Raw genomic sequence first — 18,661 nt, 5'->3', positions numbered from 1 at the left:
TCACCATTCTTCCTCCCCAGTCAGCCAGATGGACGGACATGGGAGGAACAGTGCCTGCAGAGGCCCTCAACGGCGGCGACACCGCCTGGATCCTGGCGAGCGCCGCGCTCGTACTGCTCATGACACCGGGGGTCGCGCTGTTCTACGGCGGCCAGGCCCGGTCCAAGAGCGTGCTGAACATGATGATGATGTGCTTCAGCTCGCTGGGCCTCGTCGGTGTCCTCTGGATCCTGTTCGGCTACTCGATGACCTTCGGCCCGGACCTCGGCGGCGGCCTGCTGGGCGACCCGTTCGCCTACTTCGGCCTCACCGCGATCCTGGCGAACGACCAGGCCGCCGAGACGCTGCCGCAGCTGGCCTTCGTCAGCTTCCAGGCGATGTTCGCGATCCTGACGGTCGCGCTGATCGCCGGTGCCGCCGCCGACCGCATGAAGTTCGGCGCGTGGATGCTCTTCTCCGGCCTGTGGGCCGTCCTGGTCTACTTCCCGATCGCACACTGGGTCTTCGACCTGGAGCAGGGCTGGATCGCCACCACGCTGGGCGCGCTCGACTTCGCCGGCGGCACCGCCGTCCACATCAACGCCGGTATGGCCGCCCTGGTCCTCTGCATCATCCTGGGCAAGCGCCGCGGCTGGCCGCGTGAGGCGATGCGCCCGCACAACCTGACCATGGTCATGCTCGGTGCCGGTCTGCTCTGGTTCGGCTGGTTCGGCTTCAACGCCGGGTCGTCCGGTGCCGCCGACTGGGCCGCCGCCTACGCCTTCACCAACACCATCGCCGCCACCGCCGCCGCCATCCTCGGCTGGCTGCTGATCGAGAAGATCCGCTACGGCAAGGCCACCTCGCTCGGCGCCGCCTCCGGCATCGTCGCGGGTCTGGTCGCGATCACCCCGGCCTGCGCCTCGGTCTCGCCGCTGGGCGCGCTCGCCATCGGTGTCCTCGCCGGTGCGCTGTCGGCCTACGCGGTCGGCTGGAAGTACAAGCTCGGCTTCGACGACTCGTTCGACGTCGTCGGTGTCCACCTCGTCGCCGGCCTCTGGGGCACCCTGGCCATCGGCTTCTTCGCCACCGACATCGCCCCCGACGAGACCAACGGCCTGTTCTACGGCGGCGGCGTCGACCAGCTGTGGCGCCAGGCCGTGGCCGCGCTCGCCACGCTGATCTACTGCGGCATCGTGACCGCGATCATCGCGTTCATCGTCAAGGCCACCCTCGGCCTGCGCGTCGACGACGAGGCCGAGCAGGCCGGCATCGACGAGGCGGAGCACGCCGAGACCGGCTACGAGTTCTCCGGCCTGCGCGGCGGCAGCGGTCTCGGCTCCTCGCCGAAGCCCGCCACCGAGGCGAAGGCCACCCCCGCCGCGAAGCAGGAGGTCTGACCCGTGAAGCTCGTGACCGCCATCGTCAAGCCGTTCGTCCTGGGCGACGTCAAGGACGCGCTCGAGGAGCTCGGGGTGCTGGGCCTGACGACCTCGGAGGTCCAGGGCTTCGGCCGCCAGAAGGGCCACACCGAGGTCTACCGGGGCGCGGAGTACTCGGTCGACTTCGTGCCGAAGGTCCGCGTCGAGGTCGTGGTCGACGACGCGCTGCAGGACAAGGTCGTCGACGCGGTCGTCGAGGCCGCCCGCACCGGCAAGATCGGTGACGGCAAGGTCTGGGTGACCCCGGTCGAGACCGTGGTCCGCGTCCGTACCGGAGAACGCGGCGCCGACGCCATCTGACCGACGGTCCCTCGCGACGGCCCGTCGTGCTCCCTTCCCGGAGTGCGGCGGGCCGTCCGCCGTCCGGACTCGAATCGGACATCACGGCATGTATGCGGTCCACTACTCGAACGAACAGGAAGCGGGTGGCGCGGGGCGATGACGGTCCTCGGGTCGGGCGAAGCGGCGGACCTGGTCAAGGCGAAATCGGTCCTCCTGGAATCCAACGGCCGGCACCACCACGGCCCGGAGGCGTTGCGGGCCGCGCTGGTCGACCTGCACGACTTCTGGCTCTCCTCCCGGTGCGCGGCACTCGGGGTCGGCGGTGAGGGCAGCGGGACGGCGCTGGCGGCCGTCGGTGCGCTCGGCCGGCGCGAGCTGTGCCCCTGGTCCGACCTCGACCTCGTGCTCCTGCACGACGGCCGGACCGACGTCGACGCGCTCGCGGAGAAGCTCTGGTACCCGCTCTGGGACGCCGGGATCGGGCTCGACCACTCGGTGCGCACCCCCGGACAGGCCGTCCAGATCGCGGCGACCGACCTGCGGGCGGCCTTCGGGCTGCTGGAGCTGCGGCACGTTGCCGGGGACGCGACGCTCACCGGCAAGGTCCGCGACGCCGTCCGCGCGGCCTGGCGGGCCGGGATGCGCAGCCGCTTCGACGAGATCGTCGACACCACCACCGACCGCTGGCGGCGCAACGGCGACGTCGCCCACCGCATCGAGCCGGACCTGAAGAACGGCCACGGCGGCCTGCGGGACGTTCAGCTGCTCGACGCACTGGCCACCGCCCAGCTCGTCGACCGGCCGGGGGCCGACGTCGTCGCCGCCCGTGGGCTGCTGCTGGACGTGCGCACCGAGCTGCACCGGCTCTCCGGCCGGGCCCGCGATGTCCTGCGCGCCCAGGAGGCCGACGACATCGCCACTATCCTCGACGTCGGGGACCGGTTCGACCTGGCCCGCGCCCTGTCCGGGGCGGCCCGCGCGGTCGCCTTCGCGACCGAGGTCGGGCTGCGCCAGGCACGCAACGCGCTGCCCCGCCGGGGGCTCGCCGCGCTCCGTCGCCCGCCGGTGCGCCGGCCGCTGGACTCCGGCGTCGTCGAGCACGCGGGGGAGGTCGGGCTCGCCCGCGACGCGTCCGCGACGAAGGACCCGGCCCTGGTCCTGCGGGTCGCCGCCACCGCCGCCCGCACCGGGCTGCCGATCTCCGCGGGCACCCTGTCCCGGCTCGCCGACACCGCCCCGGAGCTGCGCGCACCGTGGCCGCGGACCGCGCTGGCCGAGCTGCTCGCCCTGCTCGGGACCGGCAAGGCCGCCGTCGCGGTGGTCGAGTCGCTGGACCGCACCGGGTTGTGGGGGCGGCTGTTCCCCGAGTGGGGTGCGGTCCGCGACCTGCCGCCGCGGGACCGCACGCACGTCTGGACCGTCGACCGCCACCTCGTCGAGGTCTGCGCCGAGGCCGCCCGGCTCACCACCCGGGTCGCCCGCCCGGACCTGCTGCTGGTCGGCGCGCTGCTGCACGACATCGGCAAGGGCCGCGGCGGTGACCACTCGGTGGTGGGGGAGTCGCTGGTCCGGCAGATCGGCGAGCGGCTCGGGCTGCGCGAGGGCGACCTCGTGCTGCTGGCGGCGATGGTGCGTCACCACCTGCTGCTGCCGCACACCGCGACCCGTCGCGACCCGGAGGACCCGGCGACGGTGTCGCGGGTGCTCGAGACGCTGCGCGAGGCGGTCGCACCGGCCGGCCGGGGCGACGCCGACGTGGCGCTGCTCCTGGAGTTGCTCGACGCGCTGGCCGAGGCCGACTCGCTCGGCACCGGGCCCGGCGTGTGGAGCCCGTGGCGGCGCACCCTGATCCAGGGGCTGGCCGGGCGCTGCCTGTCCGCGCTCGACGGCCGTCCGTTCGTCGAGCCCGGCCCGCCGGACCCGGCCCACCAGGAGATGGTCGACGCCGTCACGGCGGCGGGGGAGCCGCAGGTCCGCTTCGCCGGCGAGGACGACGTCGCGTCGGTCACCGTCGCGCTGCCCGACGGGCGCGGGGTGCTGTCGGCCGTCGCCGGGGTGCTCGCCCTGCACTCGCTGCAGGTGCACACCGCCGACGTGAACGTGTCCGACGGGGTCGCGGTCGAGACGTTCGCGGTGACCCCGCGGTTCGGCGGCCTGCCCGACCCGGCGCTGGTCCGCTCCGACCTGGTGCGGGTGCGCGCCGGGTCGCTGGACCTGGTGCAGGCGCTGGCCCGCAAGGAACGCGACTACGCGCCGTCGACGCCGGAGGTGGAACGGACCGCCCCGCCGCGGGTGCTGTGGTTCGACGACGAGGCCACCGGCGCGGTCGTGCTGGAGCTGCGCGGCACCGACCGCATCGGGCTGCTCCACCACGTCACCGCCGCCCTCGAACGGACCGGGGTCGACCTCGTCTGGGCCCGGGTCGAGACCCTCGGCGCCTCGGTCGTCGACTCCTTCGGCATCGGCGGGTCCCCGGACCGGTCGGCCCGCAGCGAGATCGAGAAGGCGGTCCTCACGGTGGCCGCCGGGCGGGGGGAGGCCCGCCCCGCGACGTGACGCGGGTCGTGTCGCCTTGCAACAGCGGCAGCCCGGCGACGATCATGCTCGTCGCCGGTGCGGGCCCGCCCGGTGCAGCGTGCGACGAGGAGTGTCGACGTGGACACCGGGAACACCGCCTACCTGCTCGGCAGCGCCGCCCTGGTCATGCTCATGACCCCGGGGCTGGCACTGTTCTACGGCGGCATGGTCCGCGCCAAGAGCGTGCTCAACATGATGATGATGAGCATCGTCTGCCTCGGCGTGATCGGGCTCGTCTGGGTCGTGTTCGGGTTCTCGCTGGCCTTCGGCGACTCGCACGGCGGGCTGATCGGCGGGTTCGAGCTGGCCGGGATCACCGACCCGAACGCGCTGGTCGGCGACGTGCCGGTGCAGGCGTTCGCGATGTTCCAGCTGATGTTCGCCGTGATCACCGGGGCACTGGTGTCCGGCGCCGTCGCCGACCGGGCCCGGTTCCGGGCCTGGACGCTGTTCGTCGCGGTCTGGGTGGTCGTGGTCTACATCCCGCTGGCGCACTGGACCTTCGCCGTCGACGGCGCGGTGTCGCAGCGCGGCGGCTGGCTGGTCAACACCGTCGGCGCCCTCGACTTCGCGGGCGGCGCCGCGGTCGAGGTGAACTCCGGCGCCTCGGCGCTCGCGCTCGCGCTGGTCCTCGGCGCCCGCCGCGGCTGGCCGCGCGAGCCGATGCGCCCGCACAACCTGCCGCTGGTGCTGCTCGGGGCGGGCCTGCTGTGGTTCGGCTGGTTCGGGTTCAACGCCGGGTCCGCGCTCGCCGCCGGGGCCACCGCGGCCAACGCCTTCGTCACCACGATGACCGCCGCGTCCGCCGCCGTCGTCGCGTGGCTGGTCCTGGAGGACCGGCTCGACGGCCGTCCGACCAGCCTCGGGGCCGCCTCGGCCGCCGTCGCGGGGCTGGTCGCGATCACCCCGGCCTGCGGCTACGTCGACACCTGGGGTGCGCTGGCGATCGGCGTGCTCGCCGGGCTGCTGTGCCAGCTCGCGATCCGGCTGAAGTACCGGTTCGGTTACGACGACTCGCTCGACGTCGTCGCGATCCACGGGATCGGCGGGGTCATCGGCATGCTGATGCTGGGTCTCGTCGCGACCGACGCGGTCAACCCGGCGGGCGCCGACGGCCTGTTCTACGGCGGCGGCCTCGCCCAGCTCGGCAGGCAGGCGCTGTCGGTGCTGGTCGCGGCGGTCTGGGCGTTCGGGATGACGGCGCTGATCGCCTGGGTGGTGTCGCGGACGATCGGCTTCCGCGCCGCCCCCGACGACGAGCACGGCGGCATCGACGAGGCCGAGCACGCCGAGACCGCGTACGAGTTCAGCACGATGCGCACGGCGGGCCGCGGGCCGGCCGGGCGGATCACCGAGGAGGGGGACCGATGAAGCTGGTGACCGCGATCGTCAAGCCGTTCGTCCTGGGCGACGTCAAGGACGCGCTCGAGGAGCTCGGGGTGCTGGGCCTGACGACCTCGGAGGTCCAGGGCTTCGGCCGCCAGAAGGGCCACACCGAGGTCTACCGGGGCGCGGAGTACTCGGTCGACTTCGTGCCCAAGGTCAAGGTCGAGGTCGTCGTCGACGACGAGCAGGCCGACCGGGTCGTGCAGGCGGTCGTCGACGCCGCGCACACCGGCCGGATCGGCGACGGCAAGGTCTGGGTCGTCCCGGTGGAGAACGTCGTCCGTGTCCGCACCGGGGAGCGCGGCTCCGACGCCCTGTGACCGCCCGGTGACCGCCCCGTGGCCCTGCGGCCGACCGGGTGATCATCACCGGCGACCGGGCGGACACTCCGGGTGATCGGAACGATCCGGGCGTCCGGACCGTTTCACCACACATGACCACCGCCCGTGCCGTGCCGACCGGCGCCGTCCCGCCGACCCACGACACCGAGCCCCGCCCCGCCGTCCCCGACCCGTCCGACACCGGCGCGACGGACCCCCTGGTCGTCGTGCTGCCGGGGCGGACGCTGCTGCTCGTCGCGGGCCTGCCGGGGGCGGGCAAGACCACGCTGCTCGCCGGGCTCGACGCCCCGGCCGGCACCCGGGTCCTCGACTCCGGGGCCACCCGGGCCGTGCTCGCGCGGCTGCTCCCGGCCGCGACGCCGTACCCGGCCTACCGGTGGCTGACCCACCTGACCCACCGGGCGTCGGTGGTCACCGCGGCCCTCGGCCCCGCGGACACCGTCGTGGTCCACCTGCCCGCGACCGCGCCCCGGGTGCGCGCCGCGGTCCGCACGCTGGCCCGGCTCGGTGGCCGCGCACCGCACCTGCTGTGGCTCGACACCGCCCCCGACCAGGCACTCGACGGCCAGCACGCCCGCGGACGGGTGGTCCGGTCGCGACCGTTCGCGGCGCACGCGCGGCGCGCCCGCGACACCGCCGACGCCCTGCGGGCGGGCACCGAGACCGGCTGGTCCTCGGTCCGTCGCACCGATCGCTCCGGTGCCCGTGGGGGACTGGGGCTGGCCAAGTAGGCTGGTAAGGGTGTTCGACTCCCTCTCCGAGCGGCTCGGATCCACGCTGCGCGACCTGCGCGGCAAGGGCCGGCTCTCCGACGCCGACATCGACGCCACCGCGCGCGAGATCCGGATCGCGCTGCTGGAGGCGGACGTCGCCCTGCCGGTGGTGCGCGGGTTCATCACGCGCATCAAGGACCGGGCCAAGGGGACGGAGGTCTCCCAGGCCCTGAACCCGGCCCAGCAGGTCGTCAAGATCGTCAACGAGGAGCTCGTTGCGATCCTCGGCGGCGAGACTCGGCGGCTGCACCTGGCCAAGGAACCGCCGACGGTCATCATGCTGGCCGGTCTGCAGGGTGCCGGTAAGACGACCCTGGCCGGCAAGCTCGCGCGCTGGCTCCGGGGGCAGGGGCACACCCCGCTGCTCGTGGCCTGCGACCTGCAGCGTCCCAACGCGGTCAACCAGCTGCAGATCGTCGGTGAGCGCGCCGGCGTCCCGACCTACGCGCCGCACCCCGGCGCCACCGGCTCCGGTGAGCTCCCCGAGGGCCCCGGCGACCCGGTCGGCGTCGCCCGCGACGGCATCGCGCACGCCCGCGACAAGCAGTACGACGTGGTCGTCGTCGACACCGCGGGCCGCCTCGGCGTCGACGAGGAGCTGATGCGCCAGGCGTCCGACATCCGGGACGCGGTGCAGCCCGACGAGGTCCTGTTCGTCGTCGACGCGATGATCGGTCAGGACGCCGTGGCCACGGCCGAGGCGTTCCGCGACGGCGTCGGCTTCACCGGTGTCGTGCTCACCAAGCTCGACGGCGACGCCCGCGGTGGTGCCGCGCTGAGCGTCCGCGAGGTCACCGGCCAGCCGATCCTCTTCGCCTCCAACGGCGAGAAGCTCGAGGACTTCGACGTCTTCCACCCCGACCGGATGTCCTCGCGCATCCTCGGGATGGGCGACCTGCTCACCCTCATCGAGCAGGCCGAGCAGGTCTTCGACGCCGAGCAGTCCGCGGCCGCCGCCGCGAAGATCAGCTCCGGCGAGCTGTCCCTGGAGGACTTCCTCCAGCAGATGCTGCAGCTGCGCAAGATGGGGCCGATCGGCAACATCCTGAACATGCTCCCGGGGATGAACTCCGGGCAGGCCAAGGCCGCGCTCGAGCAGGTCGACGACCGTCAGATCGACCGCCTGCAGGCGATCATCCGCGGTATGACCCCCGCCGAGCGGGAGGACCCGAAGATCATCAACGCGTCGCGCCGCCAGCGCATCGCGACCGGGTCCGGTGTGTCGGTCTCCGACGTGAACGACCTGGTCAACCGCTTCTTCGAGGCCCGCAAGATGATGAAGCAGATGGCCGGCCAGTTCGGCTTCGGCGGCGGCGGGCGCAGCGCGACCAAGAAGGTCCCGAAGAACCCGCGCAAGGCCCGGCAGGCCAAGAAGGGCCGGCGCAGCGGCAACCCCGCGAACCGCGCCGCGGCCGGGGCGCCGGACCTGTCGAACCTGCCACCGAGCCTGCAGCAGCTCCCGCCCGGACTGGGCAACCTCGACCAGCTGCCGCCCGGTTTCGACCCGTCGAAGCTGAACTTCGGCAAGAAGAAGTAGCTAGGGTCGCCACCCATGACCGATCTTCCGGCCGCGGGGTGGCGGCTCCGCGGAACGCTGCTGGGCCCCGACGGTGCCGCCGGTGCCGACCTGTACGTCGACGGCTCCGGGCGGATCAGCCCGGAGCCGCTGCCCGGGGCGGAGGACCTGGTCACCGACGGCTGGATCGTCCCCGGCCTGGTCGACGCGCACTGTCACGTCGGGCTCGGCCCGGACGGCCCGGTCACCGACCTGGAGGAGTGCGCGGCGCAGGCCCGCACCGACCGCGACGCGGGCACCCTGCTGCTGCGCGACTGCGGGTCCCCGGTCGACACCTCGCCGCTGCAGGCCCGCGAGGACCTGCCCGAGATCATCCGGGCCGGGCGGCACGTCGCCCGCCCCAAGCGCTACATCCCCGGGCTCGCCGCCGAGCTCGACGACCCGCGCCTGCTCGTCGACGAGGTCCGGGCCCAGGCGGCCCGCGGTGACGGCTGGGTGAAGCTCGTGGGGGACTGGATCGACCGCGCGGCGGGCCCCGACGACGCCGACCTCGCCCCGCTCTGGCCGGACGAGGTGCTCGCCGAGGCCATCGACGCGGCGCACGGGGCCGGCGCCCGCGTCACCGCGCACGTCTTCGGCACCGAGGCGCTGCCCGGGCTGATCCGGGCCGGGATCGACTGCATCGAGCACGGCACCGGGCTCTCCGACGAGCTCATCGACGAGATGGCCGCCCGCGGCACCGCCCTGGTGCCGACCCTGATCAACGTCGAGACCTTCCCCGGCATCGCCGAGAAGGCGACGAAGTACCCGCGCTACGCCGGCCACATGCGCGACCTGCACGCCCACGCCTGGGAGACCGTCGGACGCGCGATCGAGGCCGGGGTCCCGGTCTACGCGGGCACCGACGCCGGCGGCGGCATCCGGCACGGCCGGATCGCCGACGAGATCGCCGAGCTGGCCCGCGCCGGGCACCCGGACCCGATCGGCGCCGCGAGCTGGGCCGCGCGGTCCTGGCTGGGCCGCCCGGCGGGTCCGGTGCCCGGCGCGCCGGCCGACCTGGTCGTGTACGACCGCGACCCGCGGGGGGATCTCGGCGTGCTGCGGGCCCCGTCGGTGGTCCTGATCCGCGGACGTCGGGTATCAACGGGGGCATGAGCAGTTCGCCCGGTTCGCCGCCGGGACCGCCCGGAGCCTCCGCCGACGACCCGGCCGGCTCCACCCCGTCCGACGCCACCGCGCCGCCGCCCGCCGGTACGCCGCCCGCCGGGTGGTCGCCCGCGGGGTGGCCGGCTGGGTCGGCGCAGTACGGCCCCGCCGGGCCCGGGCAGTACGGCCCCGCCGGGCCAACGCCCCACGGTCCGGGTGGGCCCGGGCAGTACGGTCCGGGTGGTCCGGCGCCCTACGGCCCGGGTGCGCCGTACGGTCCGCCGCCGCGGCGCGGGCTGTTCGGGATCGAGCCGTCGCCGCCCCCGCCGCGCCCGTTCCGCGGGCTGCTCGCCTTCCTGGTCGTCGAGATCGTGTTCCTCGGCTCGTCGTTCCTGCTGGCGCTGGGCCTGGGGGAGGTCGACTCCGCGCAGGAGGTCCTCCTCGCGATCGTCGTCCCGACGATCCTGGCCGCGCTCACCTGCGTCGTCTGGACCCGGGTGTTCGGCAGCGGGCCCGTGGCCGACCTGGGCCTGCGGTTCCGCTGGGAGGACGTCGGCATCGGGCTGCTGATCGGCGTCGCCGGGCTGTTCGTGACGATCCCGGCCGCGCTGGCCTACCTCTACCTGGTCGGCCCGGACCTGACGACCTCGGTCGGCGTCGCCTTCGAGGGCATCCGCACGACGTGGCCGGTCGCGCTGGCCGTGATGGTCGGCATCGTCGTGGTCGCCCCGGTCTGCGAGGAGATCGTCTACCGCGGCCTGCTGTGGAACGCCATCGCGCACTGGGTCGGCAACCGCTGGGTCGTGTTCGTGCTGACCACGGCGGTGTTCGCGCTGGCCCACCTGGAGTTCCTGCGTGCGCCGCTGCTGTTCGTCGTCGCGCTGCCGCTGGGGGTCGCACGGCTGCTGACCGGCCGCGTCACCGCCGGGATCGTGGCCCACGCGGTCAACAACTTCCTGCCCGGGCTGGCCCTGGCCCTCATGCTGGTCGGGGCCTTTCCCGCGGTCTGAACGACGTCTGGCAGAATGGCCGATCGGGTCCGTGGCCGGCCCTCTACCTGCCACGGCCGACACCTACGAGTGAGCGAGCCCGTAACCCCACGCGAGGCCGGCTGACTCATCGCAGCACGAATCGACATTCGCGAGGAGCACCACAGCGTGGCCGTCAAGATCAAGCTGATGCGTCTGGGCAAGATCCGTCAGCCGTACTACCGCGTCGTCGTCGCGGACTCCCGTACGCGCCGCAACGGCCGGGCCATCGAGACGATCGGCAAGTACCACCCGAAGAACGAGCCGAGCCTGATCGAGATCGACTCGGACCGTGCGCAGTACTGGCTGGGTGTCGGCGCGCAGCCGACCGAGTCGGTGCAGAACCTGCTCGAGATCACCGGCGACTGGCAGAAGTTCAAGGGCCTGCCGGGCACCGAGGGCACCCTGAAGCCGCAGGCCGAGAAGGTCGACAAGCTGGCCCGCTTCAACGAGGCGCTGGCGGCGGCGAACGAGGAGCCGACCACCGCGGCCACCACCCCGAAGAAGAAGGGTGGCGACCGCGCCGGCAAGACCGCTGACGCCGCCCCGGCCGAGGCCGCGACGAAGAGCGACGACGTCGCCGACGCGACCAAGGACGCGGCCGAGCCGGCCACCGAGTCGACCCAGTCGTGACTCTCATGGCGGACGCGCTCGAGCACCTCGTGCGCGGCATCGTCGACCACCCCGACGACGTCCGGGTGGACCTGGTCACCGGGCGTCGCGGCCGGATCCTCGAGGTCCGGGTGCACCCCGACGACCTCGGCAAGGTGATCGGCCGGGGTGGCCGCACCGCCACCGCCCTGCGCAACGTCATCGGTGGTGTGGGCGGTCGCGGCGTGCGCGTCGACGTCGTCGACACCGACCGGTGACGAACTCCGCACCCGACGACGCCGGCCAGGTCCTGGTCGGCGTCGTCGTGCGTGTGCACGGTCTGCGCGGCGAGGTCGTCGTCGAGCCCCGCACCGACGCACCGGCGGAGCGGTTCGCGCCCGGTGCCGTCCTGCAGGCCCACCGGCCCCGCGCGGCGGGCCCCGGGCCGCTCACCGTCACCGGTGCGCGCGCCCACTCGGGCCGCTGGCTCGTGCTCTTCGAGGGCGTCGCCGACCGCGACGCCGCCGAGGCCCTGCGTGGTGTGCAGCTCCGGCTGCCGACCTCCGCGCTCGCCGAGCCGGAGGACCCGGAGGAGTTCCACGTCCACCAGCTGACCGGTCTGCGGGCCGAGCTGGTCGACGGGACCGAGGCGGGCACCGTCACCGACGTCGTCCACGGCCCCGGCGGGTCCCTGCTGGTCGTCCGCCGGCCGGCCGGGCACGAGGCACTCGTCCCGTTCGTCGGGGCGATCGTGCCCACCGTCGATGTGGCGGGCGGACGCGTGGTCCTCGACCCGCCCGACGGGCTGCTCGACCCGGAGGACTGATCCCGGCCCGGCACCCTGTGGTGCCGGGCCGTTCTCGTGGTCGCAGTGTCAACCAGGGTTGACATCCTCGGAGTGTCAACCTATGTTGACAGTCATGAGTGATGCGACGGCGGTGGCCGCGGCGGCGTCCAGCACGGACCCGGCCGTGGGGCTGCGGGCGGTGGTGGCCCTGCGCGAGCTGCAGGAGTCCCTGGAGGAGCTGCAGGTCACCAGCGCCCGCAACCAGGGCTGGTCCTGGCAGCAGATCGCCGACGCACTGCGGATCAGCCGGCAGGCGGTGCACAAGAAGTACCGCAGGCTCGGCCTGTAGAGGGGAGACGCACGTGTTCGCACGGTTCACCGGCGAGGCCCGCAGGGTCGTCGTCCTGGCCCAGGAGATCGCACGGATGAGGCACGCGGGGCGGATCGGGACGGAGCACCTGCTGCTCGGGATCCTGCGCAGCCCCGGCACGCCGGGGGAGGAGCTCCTCGCCGCGGCCGGGATCGACGCCCGCGCCGTCGTCGAGGAGCTCGACCGGGCGGACGGCGTGCCCGACGCCGACGCCGACGCCGACGCCGACGCCCTCGCCACCCTGGGCATCGACCTCGACGCCGTCCGGAGCGCGGTGGAGGCGGGCTTCGGGCCCGGAGCGCTCGACCGTCCGCGGCGCGAACGGTGGCGGGCCGGGCACATCCCGTTCGAGCGGTCCTCGAAGAAGGCCCTCGAGCTGGCGCTGCGCGAGGCGATCCGGCTCGGCGACCGGTCGATCGGGACCGAGCACGTCCTGCTCGGGCTGCTGCACCCGGACACCGCGGCCTCGCAGGTGCTCGACCGGCACGGGATGACGCTGTACGGGACCCGGCGCGCCGTCGAGCGACGGCGGCCCCGCCGGGCGGGCTGAGCCGGGCCCGGTCGGCGGCCCGCTCGTCGGCTCAGTCGTCGGCGCGGTCCGGGTCGTCCGGGTCCTCGGTCGGGTCCACCCGGGTCTCCGCCGAGCGCACCCCGTCGGTCTCCGACAGCGCGGCGGCCAGGCCGGGCAGGTCGCCCCGGCCGTCGAGACGCAGGGTCAGCGCCGCGACCCGGACGCCGTCGGCGGCCACCGAGCCGCGGTGCACGGCCACCCCCGCCACCGAGAACCCGGCCGCGGTGCAGCGCTCCAGGACCCCGCGCAGGACGCCGTAGCCGTCGTCGTAGCGGATCCGCAGCACCGGCGGGCGGCGACGGTGCCGCCGCACCACCCGCGCGACCGGCTGCAGGCCCCGGGTCACCAGGAAGTGCGCCGCCGTCGCCAGGACGGCCAGCGGGGCCAGGCCCGCACCGCACGCTGTCCCGACCGCGGCGGCCAGCCAGATCGTGGCCGCGGTGGTGAGCCCGCGCACGACGTCCTGCCGGACGAAGATCAGCCCGGCACCGATGAACCCGATCCCCGACACGATCTGGGCCGCGATCCGGGACGGGTCCAGCGCGACGTGCTCGGTCGCGAGCAGATCGGCGAAGCCGTACTTCGAGATGACCATGAACACCGCCGCGCCGACGCCGACCAGCACGTGCGTGCGCAGACCGGCGCTCTTCGCGCCGGCCTCGCGCTCCAGGCCGATCGCCGTCGTCAGGAGCAGGGCGAGCAGCACCGGCGGCAGCAGGCTCCACTGCGCCGTCGTCGACCAGAGTGGCTCGGCCCAGGATTCCGACATCGCATGACCTCCTTCTGCACGGGGGGACGGGCGCCTGCGACGATCCGCGCCGTGCGGATCGACGTCGTCACCATCTTCCCGTCCTACCTGCAGCCGTTGCGCGAGGCACTGCTGGGGCGGGCGATCGACCGCGGGTTGCTCGACGTCGCGGTGCACGACCTGCGGGACTGGACCCACGACGTGCACCAGGCCGTCGACGACTCCCCGTACGGCGGCGGGCCGGGCATGGTCATGCGCCCCCAGGTGTGGGGCGAGGCCCTCGACGACGTGCTGGCCACGCCCGACCTGCCCGCCCGGCTGGTCGTCCCGACCCCGGCCGGACGTCCGTTCACCCAGGCCACCGCGCACGCCTGGGCGGCCGAGGAGCGGCTGGTGTTCGCCTGCGGCCGCTACGAGGGCATCGACGAGCGCGTGCTGCTCGACGCCCGGGCCCGCGGCATCACCGTCGACGAGGTGTCGATCGGCGACTACGTGCTCGTCGGCGGGGAGGTCGCCGTGCTCGTGATGGTCGAGGCCGTCGCCCGGCTGCTGCCCGGGGTGCTGGGCAACCCGCGCTCGGCCGCCGAGGACTCCTTTTCCGACGGGCTGCTCGAGGGCCCGTCCTACACCCGTCCGGAGGTGTGGCGGGAGCTGGCCGTGCCGGACGTACTGCGCGGCGGCAACCACGCCGCGATCGCCCGCTGGCGGCGCGACCGGGCCCTGGAACGGACCCGGGACCGGCGCCCCGACCTGCTCGATGCGCTCGGACCGGACGCCCTGGACGCCGCCGACCGCGCCGTGCTCGCCGCCGGGCGCCCCGACGACGACGCCGACGCCCCCACCGCCTGAGCGTTCCCGCCGGTGGGCGTCCCCGACCCGGCTCCGGGGCCCGCGCGGGGGACCGTTCCGCGGTCGCCCGGCGGGCCCCCACCGGCGACCGGCGGTGCCCGGTCCGTCCGGTACGACCGGGCCCGCGGAGCCGCTCCGGAGGGCCTCGCACCACCGGGTGTCCGGAGCGATCTGCCCGTCTGGCACTATGGACGGGTTGCCAGCGCCGCGTGTGGCGCCCGGTGACGGTCACGTGTGCCCCCGGTCCCGCCGGTGGTGCCGGCCGTACCGAGCCCGCCACGTGAGGAGCGTCGTCGCCGTACGGCACGACCGCCCCGTGGCCCGGGCGCGATCCCGGATCGACCCGGGACCGGCACCGCACGACCCGCACGAACGACACACGAGGACGGACCGTCGACATGAACACCCTGGACGCACTGGACGCGGAGACCCTGCGCTCCGACATCCCGAACTTCCGCCCCGGGGACACCCTCAAGGTGCACGTGAAGGTCATCGAGGGCAGCCGCACCCGTACCCAGATCTTCCAGGGCGTCGTCATCCGCCGCCACGGCTCGGGTGCCCGCGAGACCTTCACCGTCCGCAAGATCTCGTTCGGCGTCGGCGTCGAGCGCACCTTCCCGGTGCACACGCCGAACATCGAGAAGATCGAGGTCGCCACCCGCGGTGACGTCCGCCGGGCGAAGCTGTACTACCTCCGCGACCTCCGCGGCAAGGCCGCGAAGATCAAGGAGCGTCGGGAGACCACCGCGTCCTGACCGTCACCCTGTCGTGACGGACCGGTGACGTAATCTCGACGCGTGGCCTTCCCCGAGCTCCCCGACGACCGCCGGGCCCGCCCCCGGCGGTATCGCGGCAGCGATGTTCCCGAGCGCCCCGGTCGGCGGCGGGCCCCCGAGGACCCGCCGCCCGCCGGTGGTGAACCGGGCGGTGACGAGCAGCAGTGGCTGCTCGGGACCGCGCTGCAGCACGGGGTGCCGGCCCGGGACGGCTCCGTGGACGGTGAGCCCGAGGGCGCACCGCGCGGGGTCCGTACCCGGCACGCGGGCCCGGAGGACGGCGCCGACGAGGCCCGTCCCCGAGGGCGTCGCTACCGCAACGGTTTCGACGAGCTCGCCGCCGGACGTTCCGGGCGGCACGGCGTCGACGCGGGCGGCCCGCTCCCCGAGGAGCGGCCCGCCCCGGCCACCGAGGGCCCGGACACGCTGCGGGCCCGCTACGCGGCCCGGCTGAACCGGCCCGACGGCTCCGAGCCCGGCGCCGCACCGAACGGCAGGCCGTGGCCGCCGCCCGGCAGCCGCCCGGAGCAGGCCCCGGACCCCCGCCATCCGGCGCCGCCGGCCGGGCGCCCCGAGGGCACCGGTCGTCACGGCGTCCGCCCGGGCCCCGACCAGCCCGCCCCCGACGGCAGGCCCGGTCGCCGGGCCGCCGGGTTCGACCCGTCCGCCGCACCGCCCTTCCGCGGCCCCGACGCGCCCCGGCGCAACGGCCGGCCCCCCGCCGCCCCCGGCTTCGGCCCCTCCGGCCCCGTGCCCGGCGGCCCCGACGGCCACGCCCCCCGCGGCCACGGCGTCGACGGCTACCCGCCGGACGGTCGTGCACCCGAGGGCTACGGGCCCGACGGGTACGCGCCCGACGGCTACGGCCGCCCCGACCCGCGCGGTCGCGCCCCCGGCCGTCCGCCCGTCCGCGGCCCGTCCGCCGAGTACTCCGACGGCGCCCGCCCGGAGCCCCGCCCCGACGGTGGTGTCCCCGGTCGACGGCCCGTCGGCCCGCCCGTCGACGGTGCCGCCCCGACGACCCGCCGTCCCGTCCCACCGGACGCCGACAGCGCCCCGACCACCCGTCGCCCGGTCCCGCCGGACCCCGACGCCGCCGCGACCACGCGCCGCCGGGTGCCTCCGGAGGCCGACCCGCGGCGCGCCCGCGCGGCCGCCGCCCCGGTCGGCGACGACGTCGACGCCGACCCCGGGACCGCCGCCGTCCCGTACCCCGGCGCCGACGCGCCGGCACGGCCCCCGCGCCGCCGTCGCCCGGCCGCCGCCCCGGCGGAACCGGCCGAGGACCCCGACGACACCCCCGCCGACCCGCAGGACGCGACGGACGAGCCGGAGCGCGCCACCGGTGGCCGCGCCGCGCGCCGCAGCGGTCCCGTCGGCATCGGCGGCCGGATCGCCGCCCTGACCGGGCGCGGCTCGGCCGCGGCCGCGGCGGGCGAGGAGAAGCCCAAGACGGCGTTCTGGAAGGAGATCCTGCTCCTGGCCGGGGTCGCCATCCTGCTGACGGTCCTCATCCAGACCTTCCTCGCGAAGGTCTACGTCATCCCGTCGGGCTCGATGGAGACGACGCTGCACGGCTGCACCGGCTGCAACAACGACCGCGTGCTCGTCGACAAGGTCACCTACAACTTCACCGACATCACCCCGGGCGACATCGTCGTGTTCCGCGGCACCGACGGCTGGGCCAGCGAGACCTACAGCGGCGAGGGCACCGAGAACCCGCTGCTCAAGGGCCTGCAGTCGCTCGGCTCGCTGGTCGGCATCGCCCCGCCCGACGAGAAGGACTTCGTCAAGCGGGTGATCGCCGTCGGCGGCCAGACCGTCTCCTGCTGCGACGCGCTCAACCAGGTCGTCGTCGACGGGCAGCCGCTGGAGGAGCCCTACATCTACTACCTGCCCGAAGCGGGTCCGGCCCGGCAGATCCCGTTCGGTCCGATCACGGTCCCCGAGGGCCAGTACTGGATGATGGGCGACTCGCGGAACAACTCCGCGGACTCCCGGGCGGCCGGGCACGGCCCCATCCCCGAGGCCAACATCATCGGCAAGGTCCGGCTGATCGTGCTGCCCTTCGACCGGTTCGGCTGGGTCAGCGCGGTCGACCCGCAGACCACGGCCGAGGCGGCCGGGCTCCCGGGGCTGCCCGGCGGGCTGCCGCTGGCGCTGGGCATCATGGGGACCCTGCCGCTCGCGGCCGGTCGGCGACGCACCCTGCTCGCCCGTGCCGAGGCCGAGCGGTTCCTGCCCGCGACGCGCCCCCCGCACGGGTGGCGCCGGAGAGCCTGACCGGGAGCACCGTGCCGGTTCCGCCCAGCCGCGCCCGTCCCACCGGACGGCCGCGTGCCCGCCGACGCCCCGTACGGGTCCTGCCCGACGGGCTGCGTCCGCCGCGCGCCGTCGTCCGCGACGGCGGCACCTGGACCCTGCAGACGGTCCTGCAGCGCCACGGGCTCGGCCCGGTCGCCGGCGTCGACGAGGCCGGTCGCGGGGCGAGTGCCGGGCCGCTGGTCGTCGCCGCGGCGGTACTGCGGCCCGCGGACGCGAAGGCCCTCGACGGGCTGACCGACTCCAAGCTGCTGACCCCGGCCGCCCGCGACCACTGGTACGACCGTATCCGCGCCCGGGCGCTGGACCACGCCGTCGTCGTGATCCCGGCGGCCGAGGTCGACCGCCGCGGGGTGCACGTGGCCAACATCGAGGGCATGCGCCGCGCGGTGGCCGCGCTGAGCGCGGTCCGGCCCGGCTACGTCCTGACCGACGGCTTCCCGGTCCGCGGCTTCGGCCGCCCCGCCCTCGCGGTGCCGAAGGGGGACCGGGTGGCGGCCTGCATCGCGGCGGCGTCGGTGCTGGCCAAGGTCACCCGGGACCGCATCATGACCGCGCTCGACGCCGAGCACGACCGCTACGGCTTCGCCGTGCACAAGGGTTACAGCACCCCGGACCACGAGGCCGCGCTGCGCGCCCACGGGCCCTGTCCGGAGCACCGGTTCTCCTTCGCGAACGTCGCCGCGGTGGCCGGGCGCGAGGTCCCGGCGGGGCTGGTCCACAATGGGGCGCTCCCCGAGCAGGAACCCGACCCCGGAGACCCGGAGGACACGGTCGGGGCGTGGGAGCCGTTGGAGATCGTCACAGGAGGAGCGGGCCGGTGAGCGCCGAGGATCTCGAGAAGTACGAGACCGAGATGGAGCTCACGCTCTACAAGGAGTACCGCGACATCGTCGCCCAGTTCTCCTACGTCGTGGAGACGGAGCGTCGGTTCTACCTGGCCAACTCCGTCGACGTCGCCCCGCGCAACGCCGACGGCGAGGTCTACTTCGAGGTCCGCATGTCCGATGCGTGGGTGTGGGACATGTACCGCCCGGCGCGGTTCGTCAAGAACGTGCGGGTGGTGACGTTCAAGGACGTCAACATCGAGGAGCTCGACACCCCTGACCTGCGGCTCCCCGACGACGACCAGTTCCCGGGCTGAGCGCGTAGCAGACCTCACCGACGGTTCCGCCGC

General features: G+C 74.7%; 20 protein-coding genes. 19 read left to right on the top strand and 1 reads right to left on the bottom strand.

What is annotated here, in order from left to right; genetic code table 11:
- Positions 1–50 precede the first annotated feature (50 nt).
- The 14 genes from KPL60_RS13250 (at position 51) to KPL60_RS13185 (ending at position 12,768) form a co-directional block, all read left to right on the top strand.
- Positions 51–1,379, top strand: coding sequence for an ammonium transporter (locus KPL60_RS13250; RefSeq protein ID WP_226365986.1), 1,329 nt, complete (start codon positions 51–53; stop codon positions 1,377–1,379).
- A gap of 3 nt (positions 1,380–1,382) precedes the next feature.
- Positions 1,383–1,721: a P-II family nitrogen regulator gene (locus KPL60_RS13245; RefSeq protein WP_226365985.1), complete on the top strand. Its 339-nt coding sequence runs from the start codon at positions 1,383–1,385 to the stop codon at positions 1,719–1,721.
- Between the two features lie 138 nt (positions 1,722–1,859).
- Complete coding sequence (locus tag KPL60_RS13240) at positions 1,860–4,259, top strand: [protein-PII] uridylyltransferase (protein ID WP_226365984.1); 2,400 nt, start codon at positions 1,860–1,862, stop codon at positions 4,257–4,259.
- 99 nt (positions 4,260–4,358) lie between these two features.
- A complete protein-coding gene (locus tag KPL60_RS13235) occupies positions 4,359–5,651 on the top strand; it encodes an ammonium transporter (RefSeq protein WP_226355742.1) in 1,293 nt (430 codons plus the stop codon).
- Positions 5,648–5,986 carry a P-II family nitrogen regulator gene (locus tag KPL60_RS13230; protein WP_226355743.1) on the top strand — a complete coding sequence of 113 codons (339 nt, stop codon included), beginning with the start codon at positions 5,648–5,650 and terminating at the stop codon, positions 5,984–5,986. The genes KPL60_RS13235 and KPL60_RS13230 overlap by 4 nt, the downstream gene beginning before the upstream one ends.
- 113 nt (positions 5,987–6,099) lie before the next feature.
- A complete protein-coding gene (locus KPL60_RS13225) occupies positions 6,100–6,738 on the top strand; it encodes an AAA family ATPase (RefSeq protein ID WP_226365983.1) in 639 nt (212 codons plus the stop codon).
- 10 nt (positions 6,739–6,748) lie between these two features.
- A complete protein-coding gene (gene ffh, locus KPL60_RS13220) occupies positions 6,749–8,317 on the top strand; it encodes a signal recognition particle protein (RefSeq protein ID WP_062401008.1) in 1,569 nt (522 codons plus the stop codon).
- 15 nt (positions 8,318–8,332) lie between these two features.
- The gene (locus KPL60_RS13215; protein WP_226365982.1) at positions 8,333–9,451 is read left to right on the top strand and encodes an amidohydrolase family protein; all 1,119 of its coding nucleotides are present in this window, start codon (positions 8,333–8,335) and stop codon (positions 9,449–9,451) included.
- Positions 9,448–10,452 carry a CPBP family intramembrane glutamic endopeptidase gene (locus KPL60_RS34265; RefSeq protein ID WP_226365981.1) on the top strand — a complete coding sequence of 335 codons (1,005 nt, stop codon included), beginning with the start codon at positions 9,448–9,450 and terminating at the stop codon, positions 10,450–10,452. Before KPL60_RS13215 ends, KPL60_RS34265 begins: the two co-directional genes overlap by 4 nt.
- Before the next feature lie 147 nt (positions 10,453–10,599).
- Positions 10,600–11,103: a 30S ribosomal protein S16 gene (rpsP, locus tag KPL60_RS13205; protein WP_226355747.1), complete on the top strand. Its 504-nt coding sequence runs from the start codon at positions 10,600–10,602 to the stop codon at positions 11,101–11,103.
- 5 nt (positions 11,104–11,108) lie between these two features.
- Positions 11,109–11,339, top strand: a complete 231-nt coding sequence (locus KPL60_RS13200) for an RNA-binding protein (RefSeq protein WP_149663515.1) — start codon at positions 11,109–11,111, stop codon at positions 11,337–11,339.
- Positions 11,336–11,887 (top strand): ribosome maturation factor RimM, encoded by a 552-nt coding sequence (rimM, locus tag KPL60_RS13195; RefSeq protein ID WP_226365980.1) that lies wholly within the window; start codon positions 11,336–11,338, stop codon positions 11,885–11,887. The genes KPL60_RS13200 and rimM overlap by 4 nt, the downstream gene beginning before the upstream one ends.
- Positions 11,888–11,981: 94 nt before the next feature.
- The gene (locus KPL60_RS13190) at positions 11,982–12,197 is read left to right on the top strand and encodes a helix-turn-helix domain-containing protein (RefSeq protein WP_062401017.1); all 216 of its coding nucleotides are present in this window, start codon (positions 11,982–11,984) and stop codon (positions 12,195–12,197) included.
- A 13-nt stretch (positions 12,198–12,210) separates the two neighbouring features.
- Positions 12,211–12,768, top strand: coding sequence for a Clp protease N-terminal domain-containing protein (locus KPL60_RS13185; protein ID WP_226365979.1), 558 nt, complete (start codon positions 12,211–12,213; stop codon positions 12,766–12,768).
- 31 nt (positions 12,769–12,799) lie between these two features.
- Here the strand turns inward: KPL60_RS13185 and KPL60_RS13180 are convergent, their stop codons facing one another.
- Positions 12,800–13,558 carry an MgtC/SapB family protein gene (locus KPL60_RS13180; protein WP_226365978.1) on the bottom strand — a complete coding sequence of 253 codons (759 nt, stop codon included), beginning with the start codon at positions 13,556–13,558 and terminating at the stop codon, positions 12,800–12,802.
- A gap of 51 nt (positions 13,559–13,609) precedes the next feature.
- Here KPL60_RS13180 and trmD point away from each other — a divergent pair, with 51 nt between their 5' ends.
- The 5 genes from trmD to KPL60_RS13155 all read left to right on the top strand — a co-directional run bounded on the left by trmD (position 13,610) and on the right by KPL60_RS13155 (position 18,628).
- Positions 13,610–14,386: a tRNA (guanosine(37)-N1)-methyltransferase TrmD gene (gene trmD / locus KPL60_RS13175; RefSeq protein ID WP_226355750.1), complete on the top strand. Its 777-nt coding sequence runs from the start codon at positions 13,610–13,612 to the stop codon at positions 14,384–14,386.
- A 398-nt stretch (positions 14,387–14,784) separates the two neighbouring features.
- Positions 14,785–15,141 (top strand): 50S ribosomal protein L19, encoded by a 357-nt coding sequence (gene rplS / locus KPL60_RS13170; protein WP_226355751.1) that lies wholly within the window; start codon positions 14,785–14,787, stop codon positions 15,139–15,141.
- A gap of 42 nt (positions 15,142–15,183) precedes the next feature.
- On the top strand, positions 15,184–17,445 hold the full coding sequence (gene lepB / locus KPL60_RS34650) for a signal peptidase I (RefSeq protein ID WP_226365977.1): 2,262 nt from the start codon (positions 15,184–15,186) through the stop codon (positions 17,443–17,445).
- A 92-nt stretch (positions 17,446–17,537) separates the two neighbouring features.
- Entirely contained in the window at positions 17,538–18,308 is a 771-nt protein-coding gene (locus tag KPL60_RS13160) for a ribonuclease HII (protein ID WP_226366078.1), read from the top strand.
- Entirely contained in the window at positions 18,305–18,628 is a 324-nt protein-coding gene (locus KPL60_RS13155; protein WP_020627284.1) for a DUF2469 domain-containing protein, read from the top strand. The genes KPL60_RS13160 and KPL60_RS13155 overlap by 4 nt, the downstream gene beginning before the upstream one ends.
- The last annotated feature ends 33 nt before the right edge of the window (positions 18,629–18,661 follow it).

Origin of the sequence: Pseudonocardia sp. ICBG162 (genome assembly GCF_020496225.1) — a bacterium.
Taxonomy (GTDB): Bacteria; Actinomycetota; Actinomycetes; order Mycobacteriales; family Pseudonocardiaceae; genus Pseudonocardia; species Pseudonocardia alni.
This window is presented reverse-complemented; position numbering and strand designations above follow the sequence as displayed.

Coding starts and splice junctions, on each gene's coding strand:
- KPL60_RS13240 (WP_226365984.1), top strand. CDS start 1,860: ATGACGGTCCTCGGGTCGGGCGAAGCGGCGGACCTGGTCAAGGCGAAA.
- KPL60_RS13230 (WP_226355743.1), top strand. CDS start 5,648: ATGAAGCTGGTGACCGCGATCGTCAAGCCGTTCGTCCTGGGCGACGTC.
- KPL60_RS13225 (WP_226365983.1), top strand. CDS start 6,100: ATGACCACCGCCCGTGCCGTGCCGACCGGCGCCGTCCCGCCGACCCAC.
- KPL60_RS13215 (WP_226365982.1), top strand. CDS start 8,333: ATGACCGATCTTCCGGCCGCGGGGTGGCGGCTCCGCGGAACGCTGCTG.
- KPL60_RS34265 (WP_226365981.1), top strand. CDS start 9,448: ATGAGCAGTTCGCCCGGTTCGCCGCCGGGACCGCCCGGAGCCTCCGCC.
- KPL60_RS13200 (WP_149663515.1), top strand. CDS start 11,109: ATGGCGGACGCGCTCGAGCACCTCGTGCGCGGCATCGTCGACCACCCC.
- KPL60_RS13190 (WP_062401017.1), top strand. CDS start 11,982: ATGAGTGATGCGACGGCGGTGGCCGCGGCGGCGTCCAGCACGGACCCG.
- KPL60_RS13180 (WP_226365978.1), bottom strand. CDS start 13,558: ATGTCGGAATCCTGGGCCGAGCCACTCTGGTCGACGACGGCGCAGTGG.
- rplS (WP_226355751.1), top strand. CDS start 14,785: ATGAACACCCTGGACGCACTGGACGCGGAGACCCTGCGCTCCGACATC.